This is a genomic window from Pseudomonadota bacterium (genome assembly GCA_037200975.1).
Lineage (GTDB): Bacteria > Pseudomonadota > Gammaproteobacteria > Steroidobacterales > Steroidobacteraceae > CADEED01.
Genome location: JBBCGI010000001.1, coordinates 3,457,125 through 3,476,497, shown reverse-complemented (window position 1 = coordinate 3,476,497; position 19,373 = coordinate 3,457,125). Strand labels below are relative to the sequence as shown.

The 19,373-nt window shown below is 64.7% G+C and carries 19 protein-coding genes; 4 read left to right on the top strand and 15 right to left on the bottom strand.

Features of this window, described 5'->3' with window-relative positions:
- Nucleotides 1–138: 138 nt before the first annotated feature.
- The 7 genes from WDO72_15720 to WDO72_15690 are packed head-to-tail and all read right to left on the bottom strand — an operon-like array spanning nt 139 to nt 5,446.
- Nucleotides 139–831 (bottom strand): FKBP-type peptidyl-prolyl cis-trans isomerase, encoded by a 693-nt coding sequence (locus tag WDO72_15720; GenBank protein MEJ0087124.1) that lies wholly within the window; start codon nt 829–831, stop codon nt 139–141.
- A gap of 55 nt (nt 832–886) precedes the next feature.
- Complete coding sequence (gene folA / locus WDO72_15715; GenBank protein ID MEJ0087123.1) at nt 887–1,381, bottom strand: type 3 dihydrofolate reductase; 495 nt, start codon at nt 1,379–1,381, stop codon at nt 887–889.
- On the bottom strand, nt 1,378–1,965 hold the full coding sequence (locus tag WDO72_15710; protein MEJ0087122.1) for a 2OG-Fe(II) oxygenase: 588 nt from the start codon (nt 1,963–1,965) through the stop codon (nt 1,378–1,380). The genes folA and WDO72_15710 overlap by 4 nt, the downstream gene beginning before the upstream one ends.
- Complete coding sequence (locus tag WDO72_15705; GenBank protein ID MEJ0087121.1) at nt 1,965–2,576, bottom strand: SET domain-containing protein-lysine N-methyltransferase; 612 nt, start codon at nt 2,574–2,576, stop codon at nt 1,965–1,967. The genes WDO72_15710 and WDO72_15705 overlap by 1 nt, the downstream gene beginning before the upstream one ends.
- Nucleotides 2,573–3,367, bottom strand: coding sequence for a thymidylate synthase (gene thyA / locus WDO72_15700; GenBank protein ID MEJ0087120.1), 795 nt, complete (start codon nt 3,365–3,367; stop codon nt 2,573–2,575). The genes WDO72_15705 and thyA overlap by 4 nt, the downstream gene beginning before the upstream one ends.
- 32 nt (nt 3,368–3,399) lie before the next feature.
- A complete protein-coding gene (gene lgt, locus WDO72_15695; GenBank protein ID MEJ0087119.1) occupies nt 3,400–4,224 on the bottom strand; it encodes a prolipoprotein diacylglyceryl transferase in 825 nt (274 codons plus the stop codon).
- Between the two features lie 19 nt (nt 4,225–4,243).
- Nucleotides 4,244–5,446: a class I SAM-dependent rRNA methyltransferase gene (locus tag WDO72_15690; GenBank protein MEJ0087118.1), complete on the bottom strand. Its 1,203-nt coding sequence runs from the start codon at nt 5,444–5,446 to the stop codon at nt 4,244–4,246.
- Nucleotides 5,447–5,467: 21 nt separating this feature from the next.
- On the opposite strand from WDO72_15690, the gene WDO72_15685 reads away from it, so the two are divergent.
- Complete coding sequence (locus WDO72_15685) at nt 5,468–7,558, top strand: thioredoxin domain-containing protein (protein ID MEJ0087117.1); 2,091 nt, start codon at nt 5,468–5,470, stop codon at nt 7,556–7,558.
- Between the two features lie 21 nt (nt 7,559–7,579).
- On the opposite strand, the gene WDO72_15680 is transcribed toward WDO72_15685, so the two are convergent.
- Entirely contained in the window at nt 7,580–7,999 is a 420-nt protein-coding gene (locus WDO72_15680) for a TfoX/Sxy family protein (GenBank protein ID MEJ0087116.1), read from the bottom strand.
- Between the two features lie 5 nt (nt 8,000–8,004).
- A complete protein-coding gene (locus WDO72_15675) occupies nt 8,005–8,466 on the bottom strand; it encodes an HIT domain-containing protein (protein ID MEJ0087115.1) in 462 nt (153 codons plus the stop codon).
- Between the two features lie 149 nt (nt 8,467–8,615).
- Between WDO72_15675 and WDO72_15670 the strand changes: the two genes are divergently transcribed.
- The gene (locus WDO72_15670; protein MEJ0087114.1) at nt 8,616–10,040 is read left to right on the top strand and encodes a L,D-transpeptidase family protein; all 1,425 of its coding nucleotides are present in this window, start codon (nt 8,616–8,618) and stop codon (nt 10,038–10,040) included.
- Nucleotides 10,041–10,155: 115 nt separating this feature from the next.
- Here the strand turns inward: WDO72_15670 and WDO72_15665 are convergent, their stop codons facing one another.
- From WDO72_15665 to WDO72_15655, 3 genes are read right to left on the bottom strand one after another with little or no spacing between them, the layout of a single operon-like run.
- The gene (locus WDO72_15665) at nt 10,156–10,719 is read right to left on the bottom strand and encodes a DUF882 domain-containing protein (GenBank protein MEJ0087113.1); all 564 of its coding nucleotides are present in this window, start codon (nt 10,717–10,719) and stop codon (nt 10,156–10,158) included.
- Nucleotides 10,716–11,087, bottom strand: a complete 372-nt coding sequence (locus tag WDO72_15660; GenBank protein MEJ0087112.1) for a hypothetical protein — start codon at nt 11,085–11,087, stop codon at nt 10,716–10,718. The genes WDO72_15665 and WDO72_15660 overlap by 4 nt, the downstream gene beginning before the upstream one ends.
- A gap of 32 nt (nt 11,088–11,119) precedes the next feature.
- A complete protein-coding gene (locus WDO72_15655) occupies nt 11,120–12,310 on the bottom strand; it encodes a type III PLP-dependent enzyme (GenBank protein MEJ0087111.1) in 1,191 nt (396 codons plus the stop codon).
- A 129-nt stretch (nt 12,311–12,439) separates the two neighbouring features.
- Between WDO72_15655 and WDO72_15650 the strand changes: the two genes are divergently transcribed.
- On the top strand, nt 12,440–13,945 hold the full coding sequence (locus WDO72_15650; protein ID MEJ0087110.1) for an AAA family ATPase: 1,506 nt from the start codon (nt 12,440–12,442) through the stop codon (nt 13,943–13,945).
- Nucleotides 13,946–14,006: 61 nt separating this feature from the next.
- Here the strand turns inward: WDO72_15650 and WDO72_15645 are convergent, their stop codons facing one another.
- The 3 genes from WDO72_15645 to WDO72_15635 are packed head-to-tail and all read right to left on the bottom strand — an operon-like array spanning nt 14,007 to nt 17,033.
- Complete coding sequence (locus WDO72_15645; protein ID MEJ0087109.1) at nt 14,007–15,557, bottom strand: SPFH domain-containing protein; 1,551 nt, start codon at nt 15,555–15,557, stop codon at nt 14,007–14,009.
- 52 nt (nt 15,558–15,609) lie between these two features.
- Nucleotides 15,610–16,167, bottom strand: coding sequence for an NfeD family protein (locus WDO72_15640; GenBank protein ID MEJ0087108.1), 558 nt, complete (start codon nt 16,165–16,167; stop codon nt 15,610–15,612).
- Between the two features lie 47 nt (nt 16,168–16,214).
- A complete protein-coding gene (locus tag WDO72_15635) occupies nt 16,215–17,033 on the bottom strand; it encodes a class III extradiol ring-cleavage dioxygenase (GenBank protein MEJ0087107.1) in 819 nt (272 codons plus the stop codon).
- A gap of 61 nt (nt 17,034–17,094) precedes the next feature.
- On the opposite strand from WDO72_15635, the gene WDO72_15630 reads away from it, so the two are divergent.
- The gene (locus WDO72_15630) at nt 17,095–19,359 is read left to right on the top strand and encodes a carbohydrate-binding family 6 protein (GenBank protein ID MEJ0087106.1); all 2,265 of its coding nucleotides are present in this window, start codon (nt 17,095–17,097) and stop codon (nt 19,357–19,359) included.
- Nucleotides 19,360–19,373 lie beyond the last annotated feature (14 nt).

Sequence of the window (19,373 nt, the reverse complement as noted above, 5' to 3'; positions counted from 1 at the left end):
CCAATCTGGCGCCCGGATGCCGGGCGGAGGCCTGAATTGCGCGTGCGTTCACGTTGCCGGGTTGTTCACCGGGCATGAAAAAGGGCGCGGCAACTTTCGTCGCCGCGCCCCGTTTTCAAAGAACTTCGTCGGGCCGGTTTACTTGACGATGTCCAGCAGCTCGACGTCGAACACCAGCGTCGACTGCGGCGGAATGGTCGGCGGCGAACCGCGCTCGCCGTAGGCCAGGCTGGCCGGGCAGATGAACTGCGCCTTGCCACCGACCTTCATGGTCTGCACGCCTTCGGTCCAGCACGGGATCACGCCGTTGAGCGGGAACGTGGCCGGCTCGCCGCGCGCGATCGAACTATCGAATTCCTTGCCGTCGATGAGGCGGCCGGCGTAGTGCACCTTCACCTGGTCCGTCGCGGCCGGGGACGCGCCCGTGCCGACCTTCGTGTGTTTGATGACGATGCCGCTCGCGGTCTTGGTGACGCCGGCTTCCTTCGAAGCCTTGTCGAGGAAGGCGACGCCGGCAGCGGCAGCCTTCTCACCGGCGACGGCGAGGCGCGCCTGCTGCAGCGCCTGCACCTTCGGGCCGTATTCTTCCGCCTTGATCTCCGTCTTCACGCCCGTGACGCCGTCGTTGATGCCCTTCTGCACCAGCGCGAGTTCTTCAGGCTTGAGCTCGAAGCTCGACAGCGACTGGCTGATGAGCAACCCAAGCGAGTACAGGGTTTTCTGTTCCTCGGTGGTGGGCACCGGCACGGCCGGTGCCTTGGCGGCGTCCGCGCTGCAGGCGGTGAGGGACAGGGTGCAAAGCAGTGCCGCGAGGGCGGTGAGTTTTTTCATAGGGCCGCGAGCTTAGCGTGCCGGGATGCCCGCATACAGCCTTTTTTGCGATCGACTAGCGCTTTTCCCACACCTCGAAGGACATTGCATGGGCGTGACGATCATCGGCCGCGTGCGTTTCGCGCCCGGTCACCGACCACTCGCGTTCGTCGAGCGCCGGCCACCTCACGTCGCCTTCGATGTCGGCGTGCACACGCGTGAGATGGATGCGGTCGGCTCGCGGCATGAACAACCGGAACAGGTCCGACCCGCCGATGATCATGACCTCGCCCGCCTCACCTGCCGCGCGCAGCGCCGCGTCCGCGTCGTGCACTACGGTGACGCCCTCGCGCCGATAGTTAGGCTCGCGGGTGAGCACGATGTTCCGCCGGCCCGGCAACGGCTTGCCGATCGACTCGAATGTCTTGCGGCCCATCACGATGGGTTTGCCCAGGGTCAGGCGTTTGAAACGCTTGAGATCCTCGGGCAGATGCCAGGGCAGCGTGTTGTTGCGGCCGATCACGCCCGAATCCGCGACCGCGACTATCAACGTGATGAGGGGCGTGCTCACACGAAACCCTCGATCGGCCGGCGACGGAACCAGCCAGTGAAACTCAGGCGCTCGCGCCGCGCCGGCAACACCTCGTGTTCGAAGCGGTCGGACTGGAACAGCACGAGGCGCCCGCCCTGCGGCAACACGTCCTCGCTCTCTCCGCCGCCGGTATACAGGCGCAGTTGCCCCCCGTCCTCCGGCTGCCAGCGGTCGTTGAGGTAGAGCGCGGCCGAAATCGCGCGCATGTCGTTGCCGACGAGCCGGTCGAAGTGACGCGCGTAGACGGCGCCGGCCGGGTACATCGCAAAGTGTCCCTGGAAGTCCTCGAGACCGGTCATGAGCCCACGGTTGAGCGCCGCGCGCAGCTCCTCGAGCTTGCCCAGCAACAGCTGCTCGGCATCGCGCTCCGGCTGCGACAGCCACGCGATGAAATCGCCGCGCACTTCGGGCACGAGTTTCTGTTGCGCGCCGCCGCCGATACGCGCCGGACGCAGCGCGCCTGCTTCACGCAGCTCGATGCAGCGCGCGCGCAGATCCGCGAGCAGGCCGGGGTCGACGAAATCGTCAACGACGGCGAAGCTGCGCGCCGCGAGCTGGTCGATCAGGCGCGCCGGCGTGACCGTTCGCCGCGACGTTTCGCCGCCGGACGGCGGCTCTTGCGAGCCTTCGTCTTCTTGCGCCGCTTCACGGGCTCCTTCTTCGCGGGCTCGAGCATCGAACCGCGGCACTTGGGCGTTCCGCAGCGGCAGGCGTAGATCTCATCCACGTTGGGCGGATCGTCCTTGTCGCGGCCGATCTCGTAGTCGTAACCAAGCTCATCGCCTGGCTTGATGTCGCGGATGGCATCGATGAACACGCGGCGATTCTCGATGGCGGATTCGCAGTTGCCCGAGCATTGATGATTGATGAAGCGCGCGTCGTTGCCGCCCACGGCCGCGTCGATCACCGTGTTCCTGTCCACGATGAACAGGAACGTGTGGTTGTCGTTCTCGTCGTGGTCTTCGTAACGCTTGTCGGCGGCGTCATGCGAGACGCGGTCGCCCAGGTATTCGAGGATGCGCGTGCCTTTCTTGATGGGCGCGACGGCGAATACGCCGCGGCCGTGCACGTCGGAATTGCGCACCTCTATCAGTGGCGAACTCACGATCGGCGGTCCGCCGCGCTTGGGCTGGCTCTGGTCGAAAGGTTTACGTCGGGTCTTCTTCTTCGTCATATGGCAACGGGCGCCTTGATCGCTGGGTGGTGTTGGTAGTTCACGATCTGGAAATCTTCGAAGGTGTAGTCGAACAGCGTCGGCGGCCGGCGCGTCAGCACCAGTTTGGGCAGCGCGAGCGGCACACGCGCGAGTTGTTCGTCCACCTGGTCGAGATGGTTGAGATACAGATGGCAATCGCCGCCGGTCCAGACGAACTCGCCCACCTCGAGGTCGCACTGCTGCGCCAGCATGTGCACGAGCAACGCATACGAGGCGATATTGAACGGCACGCCGAGAAAAATATCGGCGCTGCGTTGGTAGAGCTGGCAACTCAGGCGTTTGTCCGACACGTAGAACTGGAAAAACGCGTGGCAGGGCATGAGCTTCATCTGGTCGAGTTCGCCCACGTTCCAGGCACTCACGATGAGGCGGCGTGAATCCGGATTCGTGCGCAGCTGCTGCACCACCTGCGACATCTGGTCGATCTCGCGGCCATCGCGCGTGGGCCACGAACGCCATTGTTTGCCATACACGGGGCCGAGCTCGCCATTGGCGTCGGCCCATTCGTCCCAGATCGACACGCCGTGTTCGCGCAGGAACTTCGTGTTGGTCTCGCCGCGCAGGAACCACAGCAGCTCATAGGCGATGGACTTGAAGTGCACGCGCTTCGTGGTGACCAGCGGAAAACCCGCGGCCAGGTCGAAGCGCATCTGGTGCCCGAACACCGACAAGGTGCCCGTGCCGGTACGGTCGGCCTTCTGCGCGCCGTTGCGGCGCACGTGGCGCATGAAGTCGAGGTATTGCTTCATTTCTCGGGGTTCATGCCTGGGTCTTCATGCGCTCAGGCCGCCACCGTGGCGGAGAAATTGCCCGACGGCTCACGCCGCCGATACCCCATGAACAACAACGTGAGGCCGATCAGCAGCATCGGCAGGCTCAGCAACATGCCCATGGTGACCCAGCCGCCGGCTAGATAGCTGAGGTGCTCATCGGGCAACCGCCAGAACTCGACCGTGATGCGCGCCAGCGAATACAGCGTGAGGAACAGTCCGGCCGGCGCCATGCGCGGCCGCGGCTTCGACGTGTACCACCAGAGGATCACGAACAGCAGCACGCCTTCGAGCGCGGCTTCGTAGAGCTGCGTCGCGTGGCGCGGCACGCCGTCCACCACGAAGGCCCAGGAGACGTCCGTGGGTTTGCCCCACAACTCGCCGTTGATGAAATTGCCGATACGCACCGCGCAGATGCCGATGCCAGGCAGTGCCGCGGCGAAATCGAACACGTCGGCGATGCGGCGCCCGCGGCGCACCGCAAAGATGGCGAAGGCGATCATCACGCCTAACAACCCGCCGTGGAATGACATGCCGCCGTCCCACACCTTGATCGGATACCACGGGTCCTTCGCCCAGAACGACAGGCCGTAGAACAGCACATAGCCGAGCCGGCCGCCGAGAATGGTGCCGAGCATGCCGAAGAACATGAAATCGTCGATGTCGACCGGCTTCCAGGTGGAACCGGGACGGCTCGCGCGCAGGCGCCCGAGCGACCAGGCCGCGGCGAACGCAACCAGGTACATGATTCCGTACCAGTGCACCTTGAGCGGACCGAAACTGCCGAACGGGCCAATCTCGAAAGCAATTTTGTCGAAGCCGGGGTACGGAATCATGAGGCGCTTATTTTAGCCTTCAGTCCCGCGTGACCCGGCAGAAAAATGACTTGAGGTATCGAGTCTCGGGAATCGCGGGATGCACGGGATGGTCGGGCGATTGCCCACCCAGCTCCAGGACCTGGACGAAGCGGCTGCTGTGGCGCGCCGCGCCCTGAATGGCCGTTAGAAGCTCATCCGCGCCCATGTGATACGAACAGGAGCAGGACACGAGCAATCCGTCGCGCTCGATGAGCGGCAATGCCAGCTGGTTGAGCTTGCGATAGGCCGCGTGCGCCTGCGGCGCGTCCTTCTTGCGCTTGGCGAAAGCCGGCGGATCGAGGATCACCACGTCGAACCGGGCGCCGCTTTCCTGCAAGGCCTTCAACGCATCGAAGGCATCGTCCTTGATCGTCTCGACCATCACACCGTTGGCCGCGGCATTACGCGCGACGTAGTCGAGCGCGGTCTGAGAAGAATCCACACAGGTGGCGCTACCGGCACCGCCCTTGAGCGCGGTGATGGCCCAGGCGCCCACGTAGCTGCATACATCGAGCACGCGCGCGCCGGCCGGCAGATACCGGCGCAGGCGCTCGCGATTGGCGGCCTGATCGTAGAACCAACCCGTCTTCTGGCCGTCGGCGAGTGGCGCCACGAAATCGACGCCCTGCTCGCGGAGAGATACCTCGGCCGGACAGGCGGTCCATTCGCCATCGGCGTAGATGCCGGCGTGTTTGTCCAGACCTTCCAGCTCGCGTGCGCCGGAATCGTTTTTCCACACGAACGTTTTCGCGTGGATTACTTTGTCGACCGCCGCTTCGACCTCGGCGCGCAGCCGGTCGATGCCGGCGGTGCCGCTCTGCGCGACGATGACGTCGCCGAAGCGATCGAGCACCAGGCCCGGCAACCCATCGGACTCGCCATACACCAGCCGGTAGTACGGCTCGCGGTAGAGTTTCTCGCGCAACGCCAGCGCGACGCGCAGGCGGTGCACCAGCAACGACGCGTCGAGTGGATAGGCCGGGTCGCGCCCGACGATACGCGCCGCGATCAGCGTGCGCGGATTCACATAGGCATGGCCGAGAAACTGATCCTTGTCGGACAACACCTGCACGGCGGCGCCCGGCTCGAACTGCGTGAGCGGCGTGGCGGCGGTGTCGACTTCGTTGCTGAAAATCCAGAGATGTCCGGCGCGCAGGCGACGGTCTTCACCGCGTTTGAGTTTGAGTACGGGGATGGTCATCGGGCGCTATTCTAGCCGCCTATGGATTCATCCCCGCAGCAGAACAACCGGTTAAGCCGGGAGACCAGTCCTTACCTGCGGCAACACGCGACGAATCCCGTCGACTGGTTTCCCTGGGGCAGCGAGGCACTCGAGCTCGCGCGCTCGTCCGGCAAGCCGATCCTGCTGTCGATCGGTTACTCCGCCTGCCACTGGTGCCATGTCATGGCGCATGAATCCTTCGAGGATGCGGCGACGGCGGCGTTGATGAACGAACTGTTCGTGAACATCAAGGTGGATCGCGAAGAGCGGCCCGACATCGACAAGATCTACCAGTTCGCGCACCAGGTGCTCACGCAGCGCGGCGGCGGCTGGCCACTCACGATGTTCCTCGCGCACGACGACCAGAAGCCGTTTTTCGGCGGCACGTATTTCCCAGACAAGGCACGTTACGGCATGCCGGCGTTCAGCACGCTGCTGAAACGCGTGTCCGGGTATTACCGCGAGCAGCACGACGAGCTGCGCGCGCAGAACGATACGTTGATGGGCGTGTTCGGCGAGCTGACCCCCACGCCGGTGGAAGCTTCCCACGTGCTCGATCGCGCGCCGCTCGACGCCGCGCGCGAGCAACTGAATGCCACCTTCGACAAGCGTTACGGCGGTTTCGGCGACGCGCCGAAATTTCCGCACCCGGGTTCGATCGACCGGCTGATGCGCCATTGGCACTCGACCGCGGTGACCCAGGCGCCGGATCTGCACGCGCTCTACATGGCGACATTGACGCTGACGCGCATGGGGGAAGGCGGCCTGTACGACCAGCTCGGCGGCGGGTTCTCGCGCTACTCGGTCGATCAGTTCTGGATGATCCCGCACTTCGAAAAGATGCTGTACGACAACGGCGCGTTGCTCGCGACGTACGCCGAAGCCGCGCTCGCCACCGGCGACGAATTCTTCCGGCGTATAGCCGGCGAAACGGGCGAGTGGCTGCTGCGCGAGATGCAGGATGACGCCGGCGGCTTTTACTGCGCGTACGACGCGGATTCCGAAGGCCACGAAGGCAAGTTCTACGTCTGGACGCGCACCGAGGTACACGCCGCGCTGACGCCGCTCGAGTGGAGCGTGTTCAGCCGCCGCTTTGGATTCGACGAGGAACCGAACTTCGAGGGCGCGTGGCACACGCACGTGTTCGTGTCGGTCGATGAGATCGCCAAGGAGCTGCAGCTCGAGGTGGCCGAGGTCGCGAAACAGGTCGACAGCGCGCGCGCCAAGCTACTTGCGATCCGCAACCAGCGCGTCTGGCCGGGGCTCGACGACAAGATCCTCACCAGCTGGAATGCGCTGGCCATCCGCGGGCTCGCGATCGCCGCGCGCGCGCTCGGGCGCGAGGAATTCGGCGCCGCGGCCGAACGCGCGCTGGCCTTCATCCGGGCGAACCTGTGGAAGGCTGGCCCCGGCGGCGGCCGGTTGCTCGCCACGTCCAAGGATGGCGTCTCGCACCTCAACGCCTATCTGGACGACTACGCCTATCTCGCCAATGCGCTGCTCGAGATGCTGCAGCTGCGCTGGCGCAACGAGGACGCCGCGTGGTTGCGCGAGATCCTCGATGCGATGCTCGCTCATTTCGAGGATACGCAGCTCGGTGGGTTCTTCTTCACTTCGGACGACCACGAGGCGTTGATCCACCGCAGCAAGAGTTTCAGTGACGATGCCATCCCTGCGGGCAACGGCATCGCGGCGCGCATACTGCTGCGCGCCGGCTACTTGTTAGGGGAGACGCGCTGGCTGACGGCGGCGGAACGCACGCTGCGCGCCGCGTCGCTGCCGATGAACCGTTTTCCGCACGGGCACGTCAGCCTGCTGGAGGCGCTGGCGGAGTATCTCGAGGCACCGGAAATCGTCATCGTGCGCGAACCGGAAAACGCCGCGGGCCGGTGGCAACGCGAGCTCGGAAAGCTGTACGCGCCGCATCGGCTGGTTTTTTCGATTGCCGCGAATCTCGATGGGCTCGATGCGGCCATCGCGGACAAGAAGGCCGGGCCGGCAGCGCGCGCCTATGTGTGCCGCGGCTCGACCTGTTCGGCGCCGATCGAGACGCTCGGCGATCTGGTGCGCATCGCGCAGTCGCGCGTGTGAAAGGCCAGCGCAGTCGCGCGTCTAGCCGCGTGACTTCCGCCGCCGCGCGCGCGGCGCCGCCTTCTTTTTCTTTGCGACCCGGGTGGTTTTCTTGCGCCGCATGCGATGGCTCTTCGCGGCATGCGACGTGAGCGCGACGGCCACGGACTTGCGCGCCCACGCGGCCAGCGACTCGGCGTCTTCGAGGATGTCCGCGGGCACCTGGTAATACGCCATCACGGCCTCGGGCCGGTCGGGAAAAGGCATGAACCGCGGCATGTTCCGCGCCGTGTAATCCGCGCTGTTGCTGGCGTCGGATTTGAAGAACACCGTGTCGTCGTCGATGAGGCCGAAGAACAAATCGCCGCTGTACAGCCCCACGCCGCCGAACATGCGGCGCGAGCGCAGACGGCCGATCGCACCCAGCTGCTCGAGGATGTACGCGAGAAATCTCGGCTGCACCGCCATCAGGGTGTGCGCAGCGCACCCAGGTGCGCCAGCTCCACGCGCAACGCCTTCAGGAGGGGCGCCGCGGCATTGACGTCGAATGGCGGCGCGGCGTTCCAGTCGTAGGCCCAGGGCTGCTGAGTCTGCATGTTTTCCGGTTCGCTGCGATAACGCGGAATGATGTGGGCGTGTAACGCCGGCTCGACATTGCCGAAGATCGCATAGTTTATGCGGATCGGCGCGGTGGTGCGCAGCAGCGCATCGCCGAGCCGCGACATGTCGAGCAGGAACTGCGAGCGCCGCTCGGGCGTGAGCGCGTTCAGATCGGGCACCACGGGATCGGGCAACAACAAAAGGTATCCCTGTACAAATTGCTGGTGACCGAACACGGCCCACCCTGATGCGCAACGTCCGAGCACGGTATTGTCGCGACCGGCGCGCGCGTCGTTGACACGACGATGAATGGCGGTTTCGAGAGGCAAGGAATTCTCTGGTTTTTGAAGTTCCATACTAAGTGTCATCAGTGCTGAAAATCTCCCACATGAAATTCGTCCTCGGCTTCGCTCTCGTGAGCCTGTGCGCAGCTCCCGTAGTGGCAGCCCCGGCTAATGATGCTCCGCCTGCAACCGCGATGTTATGGGTAAGCGAAGGCAAACTCAGCGCAAGCGCGGACACCTTGCTGATGGAGATGCGTGACGCGGAAAAATACGGGTTACGCGCAAGGGATTACGCCGCGGACACATTGCTGGCCCGCGCGCAGGCAGGCACGCCGAACGCCGCGCTCGACGCGGATATCAGCCGCGCGGTGGCACGTTTCGTCACGCATGTTCACAGCGGCCGCATCAGTCCGCGTGCCGTCGGCCACGATCTGGACCTGCCGAATGCGGCGGTGGACACCGCCGTCGCGGTCCATGCGCTGGCGGCGAGCTCCGAGCCGCTCGCGGTGCTTGCCGATTACGAGCCCGCGTTTCATCACTACGATCTGTTACGAGCGGCGCTGCAGCGTTATCGCGCACTCGCGGCGGCGGGCGAGCCGTCACCACTGCCCTCCACGGGCCGTGCCAGTGTGAAACCTGGAGAACCCTATGCCGGCATGCTCGCCTTGCGCGCCCGGCTCGTGCAGCTCGGCGACCTGGAAAAGTCGGCGCTCGGGATTCAGGATGAAACGCTCGACGCCGTGACTTCGATGGCGCTGGTGCGGTTCCAGGTGCGGCATCGCCTCGATATCGATGGCGCGCTCGGACGCGCCACACTCGACGCGCTCAACGTGCCGCTCGCCAGGCGCGTGCAGCAGATCGAGTTCGCCATCGAGCGCTCGCGCTGGCTGCCTTCGCGGCTGGCGAGCCCGCCGATCATCGTGAACATCCCGCAGTTCGAGTTGTTCGCGTTTCGAACTACCGAGGACCGCGAGTCGGACATCCTCATCATGGACGTGGTGGTGGGAAAGACTTTTCCGCAGAACAACACACCGGTGTTCGTGTCGGACATGAAGCAGGTGGTGTTGCGGCCGTTCTGGGATGTGCCGCGCAGCATCCTGCTGAACGAGTTGCTGCCGCAGATCAAGGCGAATGCCAACTGGGTGGCGGCGAGCGGCTTCGAGATCGTGCGCGGCCAGGGAGATGACGGCACGGTGGTGCCGCAGTCGGCCGAGAGCGTGGCCGCGCTCGAGCGCGGCGCGTTGCGGCTGCGGCAGAAGCCGGGTCCGCGCAATGCGCTCGGCAACGCGAAATTCCTGTTCCCGAACCGCTACAACGTCTATCTACACGACACGCCGTCGCAGGGCGCGTTCGCGCAGGCGCGGCGCGCGGCCAGCCACGGCTGCGTACGTGTGATCGACCCGCCGGCACTGGCGCGCCACGTGTTGCGCAAGAACCCGGAGTGGACCGCGGAACGCATCGCCGCGGCGATGAATGCCGAGACCGGCACCCGCATCACGCTGGCGGAACCGATCCGCGTGTTCCTGATCTATGCGACCGCGCTGGCGCTCGAACACGGGCGCGTGTTGTTCTTCGAGGATATCTATCACCACGACGAGAAGCTCGCGAAGTCGTGGTAGGAAGAAGTGGTGCCGGGGTGCAATTCTCGTAATTGAGCGTGCGTTTGCGCGTGCGCGAACGGCCACTCAATTACGAGAATTGCACCCCGGCACCACTTTCCCCGGCACCACTTCCTCAGCCCACCCAGGTGCGGAACGCGCCGGTGTCGATGTGCACGAAGTTCGAGCGCTGGTAGTAACCGACGCCGCCCTTCGCCGCGGCGATTGCCAGGTCGCGCAACATGTCGCAGGAACAATTTTTGAGCCGCACATCCATCGCGCGGCCTTGCATGTGCAGCGACTTCTTCGCCACGCCGCTGCCCGGCTTCGCGGACATCTTGTCGTTGCTCTCGGGCGATCGATAACCCGAAATGATTTCATAGTGCGGCGCGCAGCCGGCGGCAATCGCGAGGTCGTGGAGCTGGTCGTAAAGCGCCGGGTCCATGTCGTGGGCCTCGCCGTTGCGATGATCGCGCAGCACGTTCCTGAGTGCCGCGAGCGCGTCATCTTGATACTGCTCGCCGCGTCTGAAGACCACCTTCGCGGTTTCATTCGTGTGCGTGTTGAACAGCTCGATCTGCCGCTCCGGGAGTTCGGCCTCGGACGCCGCCTGCGCAAAACCCACACGCGCGAGCGACACTCCGGCGCTTCCTGCGAGCACGGTGCTCAACCAGCGGCGGCGTGTCCAGATTCTGTTCACTGAGCTCCAACAAACAAGATGGCGACGTAGCCTTTCGTTGGAGCGCCGGCAAGGCGATCTGGTTCCAGCCGCCGTAGTTCGAGCGTGAAATCGGTAATTTTTGCACTCGTGTTGAAACGGGTGCTGGTGTTTAGCTCGTAACGCTTCGCCGCGGAATCGCTGGCTTTGATGGCGATGCGTGCATTGCCTTCCCAGAAGCAGCGCGCGTTCATCGGACAGCGCGAATCTTCGAGCACCTTTTCGAACTTGAGGACGATGCCTTTCCGCTCGATGCCCACCGACTCGCCCAGCGCGAGCGGGAACTCCTCGCCAATCTTCACCGGCGGACGGGCCGGTGGCGCCGCCGCACAAGCCGTGAGCAGCAACACGCAACCGGCGATCAGTACGCGCATGGCTGAATTCAGAACGGCAGCGGGACTACCGCGCCGGCATCGCCCGCTTTGCGATTCACCGAAACCACCGTCGCCTTCGGGAAGAAATTGAACTCCGAAGCGCTCGCCCAGGTGTAGGCACCCATCGCCCGCCCGACGATCAGGTCGCCCGCCTTCAGCTGCGGCAGCATGAGGTTCTCCGCGATCACGTCGATGCTGTCGCAGGTCGGGCCCGCGAGCACCGACGGGAATTTCTCGCCGCCTTCCTTGAGCGACTCCACCGGATACTTGGCGTGATCGAACAACTGCCCGCTGTACGAACCGTACAGCCCGTCGTCGAGGTAGTACCACCAGTGCCCTTCGCGTTTGGCGCGCCCCATGACCGAGGCCACGCCGATCGCCGCGGGCCCGCACAGGTAACGGCCGGGCTCGGCGATGACGCGGATACGTGCCGGTAGTTTGGCGAGCTGCGCCCGGATCGGCGCACAGAACCGGCCGATATCCGCAACCTTCTGCCCGTATTCGATCGGGTAACCGCCGCCGATGTCGAGCGTGTCGAACAGCCCGAGCTTCTCGCGCCGTGCCTGCGCCATGAGACCCGCGCATACCTGGATGGCCTCGACGTGTTTGGCCGGGTCCGCAGCTTGGGAGCCCACGTGGAACGACAGCCCCTTCACGGTGATGCCGAGCTTGCGCGCGAGCCGCGCCAGCTCCAGCAGATCCTCCGGGTCGCAGCCGAACTTGCGCGACAGGTCGACGACCGCGCCCGGCGAACGGAACGACACGCGCAGCAGCAATTCGCACTGGTCGCGATACGACTCGAACTTGCGCACCTCGTCCGGATTATCCGCGACGAAAATCTTCACGCCGAGATGCAGCGCGTTGCGAATGTCGATGTCGCGCTTGATCGGGTGCGTATGGATGCAGCGCGCCGGGTCGATGCCGAGCTGCGTGACCAGCTGCGTCTCGCCCGTCGTGGCGAGGTCTAACCAGCCGCCGAGTTCGACGATGGTCTCGACGACCGCAGGGTGCGGCAGTGGTTTGAGCGCGTAGTGCAGGTCGACGCCGGGCAATGCCTTGTGCAGCTTGCGGTACTGCTCGCGCACGCGCTGGCAGTCGATGATCAGCAGCGGCGAGCCGAACTCCCCCACCAGCCGCTTGATCTCGGCCGTCTTGAAGGGATCGATGAACCCGCGCTTCGCGTTTTTGGCTTTCGGCACCGCTGTCGGCCTTTGCAGAAAAGGGGGCGAATTGTAGGGAAGCCGCGTGAAGGTGTCATGAGAATCGCGGCCTCGCAATGGGGCTCTGAATGAGCCCCAAAATAGACAAACTGCTAAAGTGCGCCGCCCATGAAATCCCTCGCCGCCGACCCCTCGCCCGCCGGAGAGCTGCAGACCCTGCTCGCTTCCCGCGTGGCGCTGGTCACCATCGAAAGCCGGGAGGAAGCGCGCGCGATCGAACTGGTGCGCGAAGCCGCCCTGAAGGCGCAGCGCGGCAAGAACTGGGGCGTATTCCAGTGGAGCATTACCGAAGGTCTGCTGCGTATCGACGTCGATCTCGGTGGCGCCCAGCGGACCCTCTCCGAGCCCGATCAACTGCTGCGCCATATCAAGGCGACGACGATGGCGGGCATCTACGTGTTGCTCGACTTTCACCCCTATCTGTCCGAGCCGAAATTCGTTCGCGCCCTCAAGGACATCGCGCTCGAATACAACAAGTGCGCGCGCACCATTGTGCTGCTCAGTTCCGAAGTGAAACTGCCCGTCGATCTCGATCACCTCGCGGCGCGCTTCGCGGTGAAACTGCCCGACAGGAACGAGCGCCACCTGCTCGTCATGCGTGTAGCGCGTGAATGGGGGCAGGCGCATGGCGCCCTGCCGAACATCGACGTGAAAATCGTCGAGAAGCTGGTCGACAATCTGGCCGGCCTCACGCTGCGTGACTGCGAGCGCCTGACCCGCACCGCCATCTTCAACGATGGCGCGCTGACCGAAGCAGATATCACGCCGCTGCTGGCGGCCAAATACCAGTTGCTCAATCGCGGCGGCACACTGTCGTTCGAGCCCGACACGGCGAAGTTCGCCGAAGTCGGCGGCATGAAAAACCTGCGCCGCTGGATACTGCAGCGCAAGGCGGCATTCGATGGCAGCGCACCCGGGCTCGATGCGCCCAAGGGCGTGTTGTTGTTAGGCGTGCAGGGCTGCGGCAAGAGCCTCGCGGCGCGCGCCGCCGCCGGCGTGCTCGGCGTGCCATTGGTGCGGCTCGATTTCGGCGCGTTGTATTCCAAGTGGCACGGCGAATCGGAAAAGAATCTGCGCGAATCGCTCACCTCCGCCGAAGCGCTGGCGCCCTGCGTGTTGTGGCTCGATGAGATCGAAAAGGCGCTTTCGTCCGGCGACAACGATGGCGGCACGTCGCGCCGCGTGTTGGGCGCCTTCCTCACCTGGCTTGCCGAGCAGCGCGCGCGCGTGTTCATCGTCGCCACCGCAAACGACATCACCGCGCTGCCGCCCGAGCTCGTGCGCAAGGGCCGCTTCGACGAGATCTTCTTCGTCGACCTGCCGACGCCCGCGGCGCGGCTGGATATTCTCGGCATCCATTGCAAGAAACGCGGCGTGACGATTTCGGAGCCCGACATGAAGGCGCTGGCCGTGCGCAGCGACGGATTCTCCGGCGCGGAGCTCGAGCAGGCGGTGGTCTCCGCGCTGTACACCGCCCACGCCAGCGATCAGACCGTGAACGCGCGCCTCATCGCCGCGGAATTCGAAGCGACGAAGCCGTTGTCCATAGTGATGGCCGAGAAGATCGCGGAACTGCGTGAATGGGCCAGGGAACGCACCGTCCCGGCGGACTAAAAAAAGCGCGCCTGATTGCAGGCGCGCCCATTTCATCCGCAACGCGGATCCGTCAGCTCAACTACTTCCGGTCATGTCCATTCGCCGGCGGAAGTGCAGCGGCATTGGCATCGCCGAGGAACTTGGGCAGATCCAATCCCGCCATTGCCGCGACGTCGTGCAGCGGCGGCAGGCTCTTCACCATGCCGGCCAGGAAGTTGGACGTCGTGGTGCCGCCATTGGCGCTGGCGCCACCGTCCCATACCGTGACCTTGTCGATCTTGATGGCCTTGATCGCCTCGACCTGCAACGTGACGAGCTGCTCGAGCTTCTCGGTGAGCAGCAAGGTCGCCGCCGCGCGTGCGTCGTTGTTCGCACTCGCCACCAGCGCCTGGTAACCCTGCGCCTTCGCTTCGAGCACCTGCCGGATACCCTTCGCCTCGGCCTCGTACTTGAGCAGCGTGGCATCGGCGTGACCCTGCGCCTCGCGCCGGGTCTTTTCAGCTTCGGCTTCGGCCGCGATGGTGATCTTGGTTTTCTCAACCTGTGAACGCACCACTTCGGCCGCCGTCAGCCGCTGCAGCTCCGCCTTCGCCTGCGCTCTCTGGATCTCCGCCTCCGCATCGAACTGCGCGACCTGGCCGCGCTGCGACGCCTGCGCGGACTGCACGAACAGCTCCGCGTTGGAGGCTGCGATCAATGCCTTCGCGCGGTTCTCACCCGCGACGGCTTCGGCTTCCTGCGATTCGATGTAGATGCGTTTCTCGGCTTCGGCCTTCTTCTGGCCCTGCACGGAAGTCGCCTCGTTCTGCGCAACCTTGATCTGGATGTCGCGATTCGCCTCGGCTTCGCCGATGGTGGCCAGCGCTTCCTGCTGCTGCACGTAGATGCGGCGATCGGCCTCGGCCTGCTTCTTGCCTTTCTCGGATTCGGCGACGTTCTGCGCCACCTTGATGGTGCGCTCGCGCACCTGCTCGGCTTCGCCGACCGAACCCTTGCGATCCTGGTCCGACACGTCGACCTTCGCCTGGTTGATGGCCTCGGACGCCGCCTTCTTGCCGATGCTCTCGATGTACCCCGACTCGTCCGTGATGTCGGTGATGTTCACGTTGATCAGGTAGAGACCGATCTTGTTGAGCTCGGGCGCCACGTTGCGCCGGATCGCATCGAGGAATTTCTCGCGGTCCTGGTTGATCTGCTCGATGGTCAGCGACGCGACCGTGAGGCGCAGCTGGCCGAAGATGATCTCGCGCGCCATGCTCTCGACGTCGTCCTGCGCCAGATTGAGCAGCCGCTCGGCGGCGTTGTTCATGATCACTTCTTCGGTGCTGACACCCACCGTGAACGTGCTCGGCACGTTGACGCGGATGTTCTGCAGCGACAACGCCTTGGTCAGCGGGATCGGAAGGGTGAGCGGCGTCAGGCTCATGTACGTGTAGTCCTGGATCAGCGGCCAGATGAACGCGCCGCCGCCGTGGATACACAGGGCCGACTGGCCCTTGCCTACCTTGCCGTACACCACGAGGATCTTGTCCGAGGGGCAACGTTTGTAACGCGTGGCGAGAAACACGATGGTGAAGAACACCACCAGTACGAACACCACTATCGGGATGAAAGCCGTCGTGAGATCCATGCGAGACCCTCCGGGCGATGCCGCGCCCTGACTAACCAGTGACTCGGAAAAACTAACGATCCGCGGCCGCGACGATCAGCGTGTTGGCCGAAACGCCCTGCACCCGGATCGCCGTGCCGGTGGGCAGCGTCGCGCCGTCGGCCGACACCGCTTCGAACTCCCGCAGGCGATTGGCGAAATTGATCTGCACGCTGCCGCCTTCCTTCGTCACGGTAAGGTAGACGGAGCCTTCGCTGCCGACCGCGGCGAACAGGCTGACGGTGCCGCTCGACTGCAGCCTGAGCATGGAGCGGAAAATTTTCTGGATGACCCAGAGCGAGAAAGCGCCCGCGGCGAGCGCGCTGACGATCGACAACACCAGCCCGAGCGCGGCGCTGTGATAGAGCATGTAGCCCACCACGCCGAACATCGCGAAGAAAGACGAGATGCCCTGGATGGTGAGCGCCTGGAAACCCGCATCGCTGTCGACGTGGACTGCATCAAAGCCGCCATGGTGGTCGAGGCCCGCGATGGTGAGGATGAGTCGCAGGACAAGGATCAGTCCGCCGACGATTCCAGAGAGCAAGAACAGCTGTTCGACGCCGTTGTGTGAAGAAAACCATTCCATCATGGCCAATCCCCCCGCCGGATTTTTCGATGTGTTGTCCCGGCAGGAGACTATAGCGGGGAATTCAGGAATCGATAACTGCTGACGGTGAGTCCGCCGAGAAAATCCTGCTCGTGATATGTCAGTTCCGCCTTGTCGTCTCCGGCGGCTCCCGCGGCCACCATCAGCGGAATCAAGTGCTCTTCGCGTGGATGCGCCGCGCGTGCCGCAGGAGCAGCCTCCCAGGCGGTCAGTAGTTTGTCGCGATCGTTTGGGCTGCCGCCCAGCAGAACGCCGTTCAGCCAGCCGTCAAATTCGCGGGACGGGCCCCATCCGCGGGGACTGAAGAACTGCCGCAGGTTGTGGTAGCTGAGCCCGCTGCCGACGATGAGCACGTTCTCATCGCGCAGCGGCGCGATCGCGCGGCCGAGCGCCAGGTGCGCCGCCGGATCGAGCCCTTCCTTCAGTGACAGCTGTATCACCGGCACGTTGGCCTGTGGGTACATCACGTGCAGCGGCGTGAACGCGCCGTGATCGAAACCGCGCTCGGGATCGAGACGCGCCGGCATGCCCGCCGCTTCGATCAGCGCCCTGACTCGTGCCGCGAGCGCGGGATCACCCGGCGCGTCGTAGTGGATGTGATACGTGAATTCCGGGAATCCGCCGTAGTCGTAGATCATCGGCGGTCTCGGGTGCGAGGTGAGCGTGAACTCGGGCTCCTCCCAATGCGCGGAGATCATGAGGATCGCCGACGGCGTTACGCCGATCTGTTCGGGCATCTGCGCGAGTGCGGCTTCGAGCTTCGCGTAAGCGGCGCGCGAGGGATCTTCCATGAACGACCACGGACCACCGCCGTGAGAAATGAAGTAGACCGGCAGGCGCGAACTCATGCGCGCCAGTGTACGCTCGCGCCGACTCCGCGCGGATCGGGGTGCGAGGGGGAAGCCGAGAATGCGTATGAATATCTGGCTGGCGATGGGCGCATTGGCGCTCTGTGCGTGCGAGGGCGCTTCCGCCTTCGCGTCGGGCGCGCGCATCAGTGCCGACCCCACGTCGGCGCGGGAAACATTCGCCGCGGACGACATCGAAGCCGCGCTGCGCGCGCGCCGCCTCAGTGTCGCGCGCGACGATTCGCGCCGGCCGGATTCCTTCCCGTTTCGTGCGCGCGCCTTCGTCTTCTTCGAATCCGCCAGCCGCTACGACGCAGGCATCGGCCTGCGCAGTGCAGCCGGCGCGAACATCGACAGCGCCGCGATCGGGGCGGAAGGGTTTGCGTTGCGTCATTCGATTCGCGACGGGCGCCACATCTTCTCCATAGTCAGCCGGGATGCGGGCGGCGCGATGTACGGCGGCCTCGAACTCGCCGAACAGATCCGCACGCGCGGCATCGAAGACGTCGTCGACACCGACCGCAATCCCTACATGTCCCTGCGCGGCACCAAGTTCAACCTGCCCCTCGACCTGCGCACGCCCAGCTACTCGGACATGAGCGATTCCGCGCAGCAGAACATCGCGACGGTCTGGGACTTCGATTTCTGGCGCGCGTATCTCGATGCGCTGGCGCGCGACCGCTACAACATGCTGTCGCTGTGGAACCTGCATCCGTTTCCGTCGATGGTGAAGGTGCCGGAGTTTCCGGACGTGGCGCTGAACGATGTGTGGCGCTCGAAGATCCAGTTCGACGAGGACTATTCGACACGCACCATCGGCCTCGTCACGCCGGCCATGCTCGCAAACAAGGAAGCGCTGAAGAAGCTGACCATCGACGAGAAGATCGACTTCTGGCGGCGCGTCATGGCATACGCACACGACCGCAACATCGCGGTCCACGTCGTTACCTGGAATGTGTACACCTACGGCGTCGACGGCAAGTACGGCATCACCGACGCCATCGACAATCCGGCGACGCGCGACTATTTCCGCGCCAGCGTGCGCGAGATGTTCCGCACCTATCCGCTGCTCGCGGGCATGGGCCTCACCGTCGGTGAAAACATGGGTGAGGCTTCGTTCCAGGCGAAGGAAGACTGGGCGCTCGCGACGTACGGCCAGGGTGTGCTCGATGCAGCGCGCGCGGAGCCGCAGCGCCAGTTCCGCCTCATTCACCGTCAACACGAAGCCGGCGCCGCGGACATCGCCGCGACGTTCGCGCCCGTCATCGCACAGCCAAACGTGGAATTCGTCTTCAGCTTCAAGTACGCGCAGGCGCACGTGTTGTCCTCCACGAAGCAGACCTTTCATGGCGACTTCGTCGCGTCGCTCGGCAATCTGAAAACCCTGTGGACGCTGCGCAACGACGACGCGTTGATGTTCCGCTGGGCCGCGCCGGATTTCGTGCGCGAATTCGTGCGCAACATCCCGTATGAAAAATCATGCGGCTTTTACTACGGCTCGGACATGTGGGTGTGGGGCCGCGAGTTCCTGAGCAAGACCCCGGCTACTCCGCGCCAGCTCGAAATCGACAAGCACTGGCTGCCGTTCCTGCTGTGGGGACGCCTGGGTTACGACCCGTCGCTCGACGACGAGCGCATCGCCGCGCTCGTCGCGCAGCGTTTCCCGCGCGTGGACGCGGCGAAATTGCTCGCGGCCTGGCAGGACGCGTCCATGGTCTATCCACTCGTCACCGGCTTTCACTGGGGCGCGCTCGACTTCCAGTGGTACATCGAGGGGAGCCGCAGCCGCCCAGCTCCCGCGAAGACCGCCAGTGGCTTCCATAACGTGGAGACCTTCATCAACCAGCCGGTGCACCCGGGTACGGACAACATCACGATTCCCGACTTCGTCGCGGGGACCGCCAAAGGCGAGCTGCCGCCGGGCACGACGCCACCGCAAGTTGCACAGAAGATAGACGCGCGCGCGGATGCCGCCCTGGCCGGAATCGCGCAGCTATTGCGCGGACCGCTGGCGCGAAAGAATCCCGAATTATCCGCGACGCTCGAAGACATCCGTGCCATGGCGCTGCTCGGCAAGTACTACGCGGCCAAGATCCGCGGGGCAACGGCGCTGGCGCTGTATCGAAAGACGAAGCTGGCCGTGCATCAGTCCGAAGCGGTGAAGCAGCTGAGCTTCGCCGCCGGGTTCTGGACGGACTACACGGCGCGCACCGGCGCGCGTTACCGAAATCCGCTGTGGACCAATCGCGTCGGCCTCGTGGACTGGCGCGAGCTCGATGCGGAAGTCGCCCACGACATCGCGATTGCGCGCGCGCCGTTGCCCTGAAAGCGCGGGTTTTC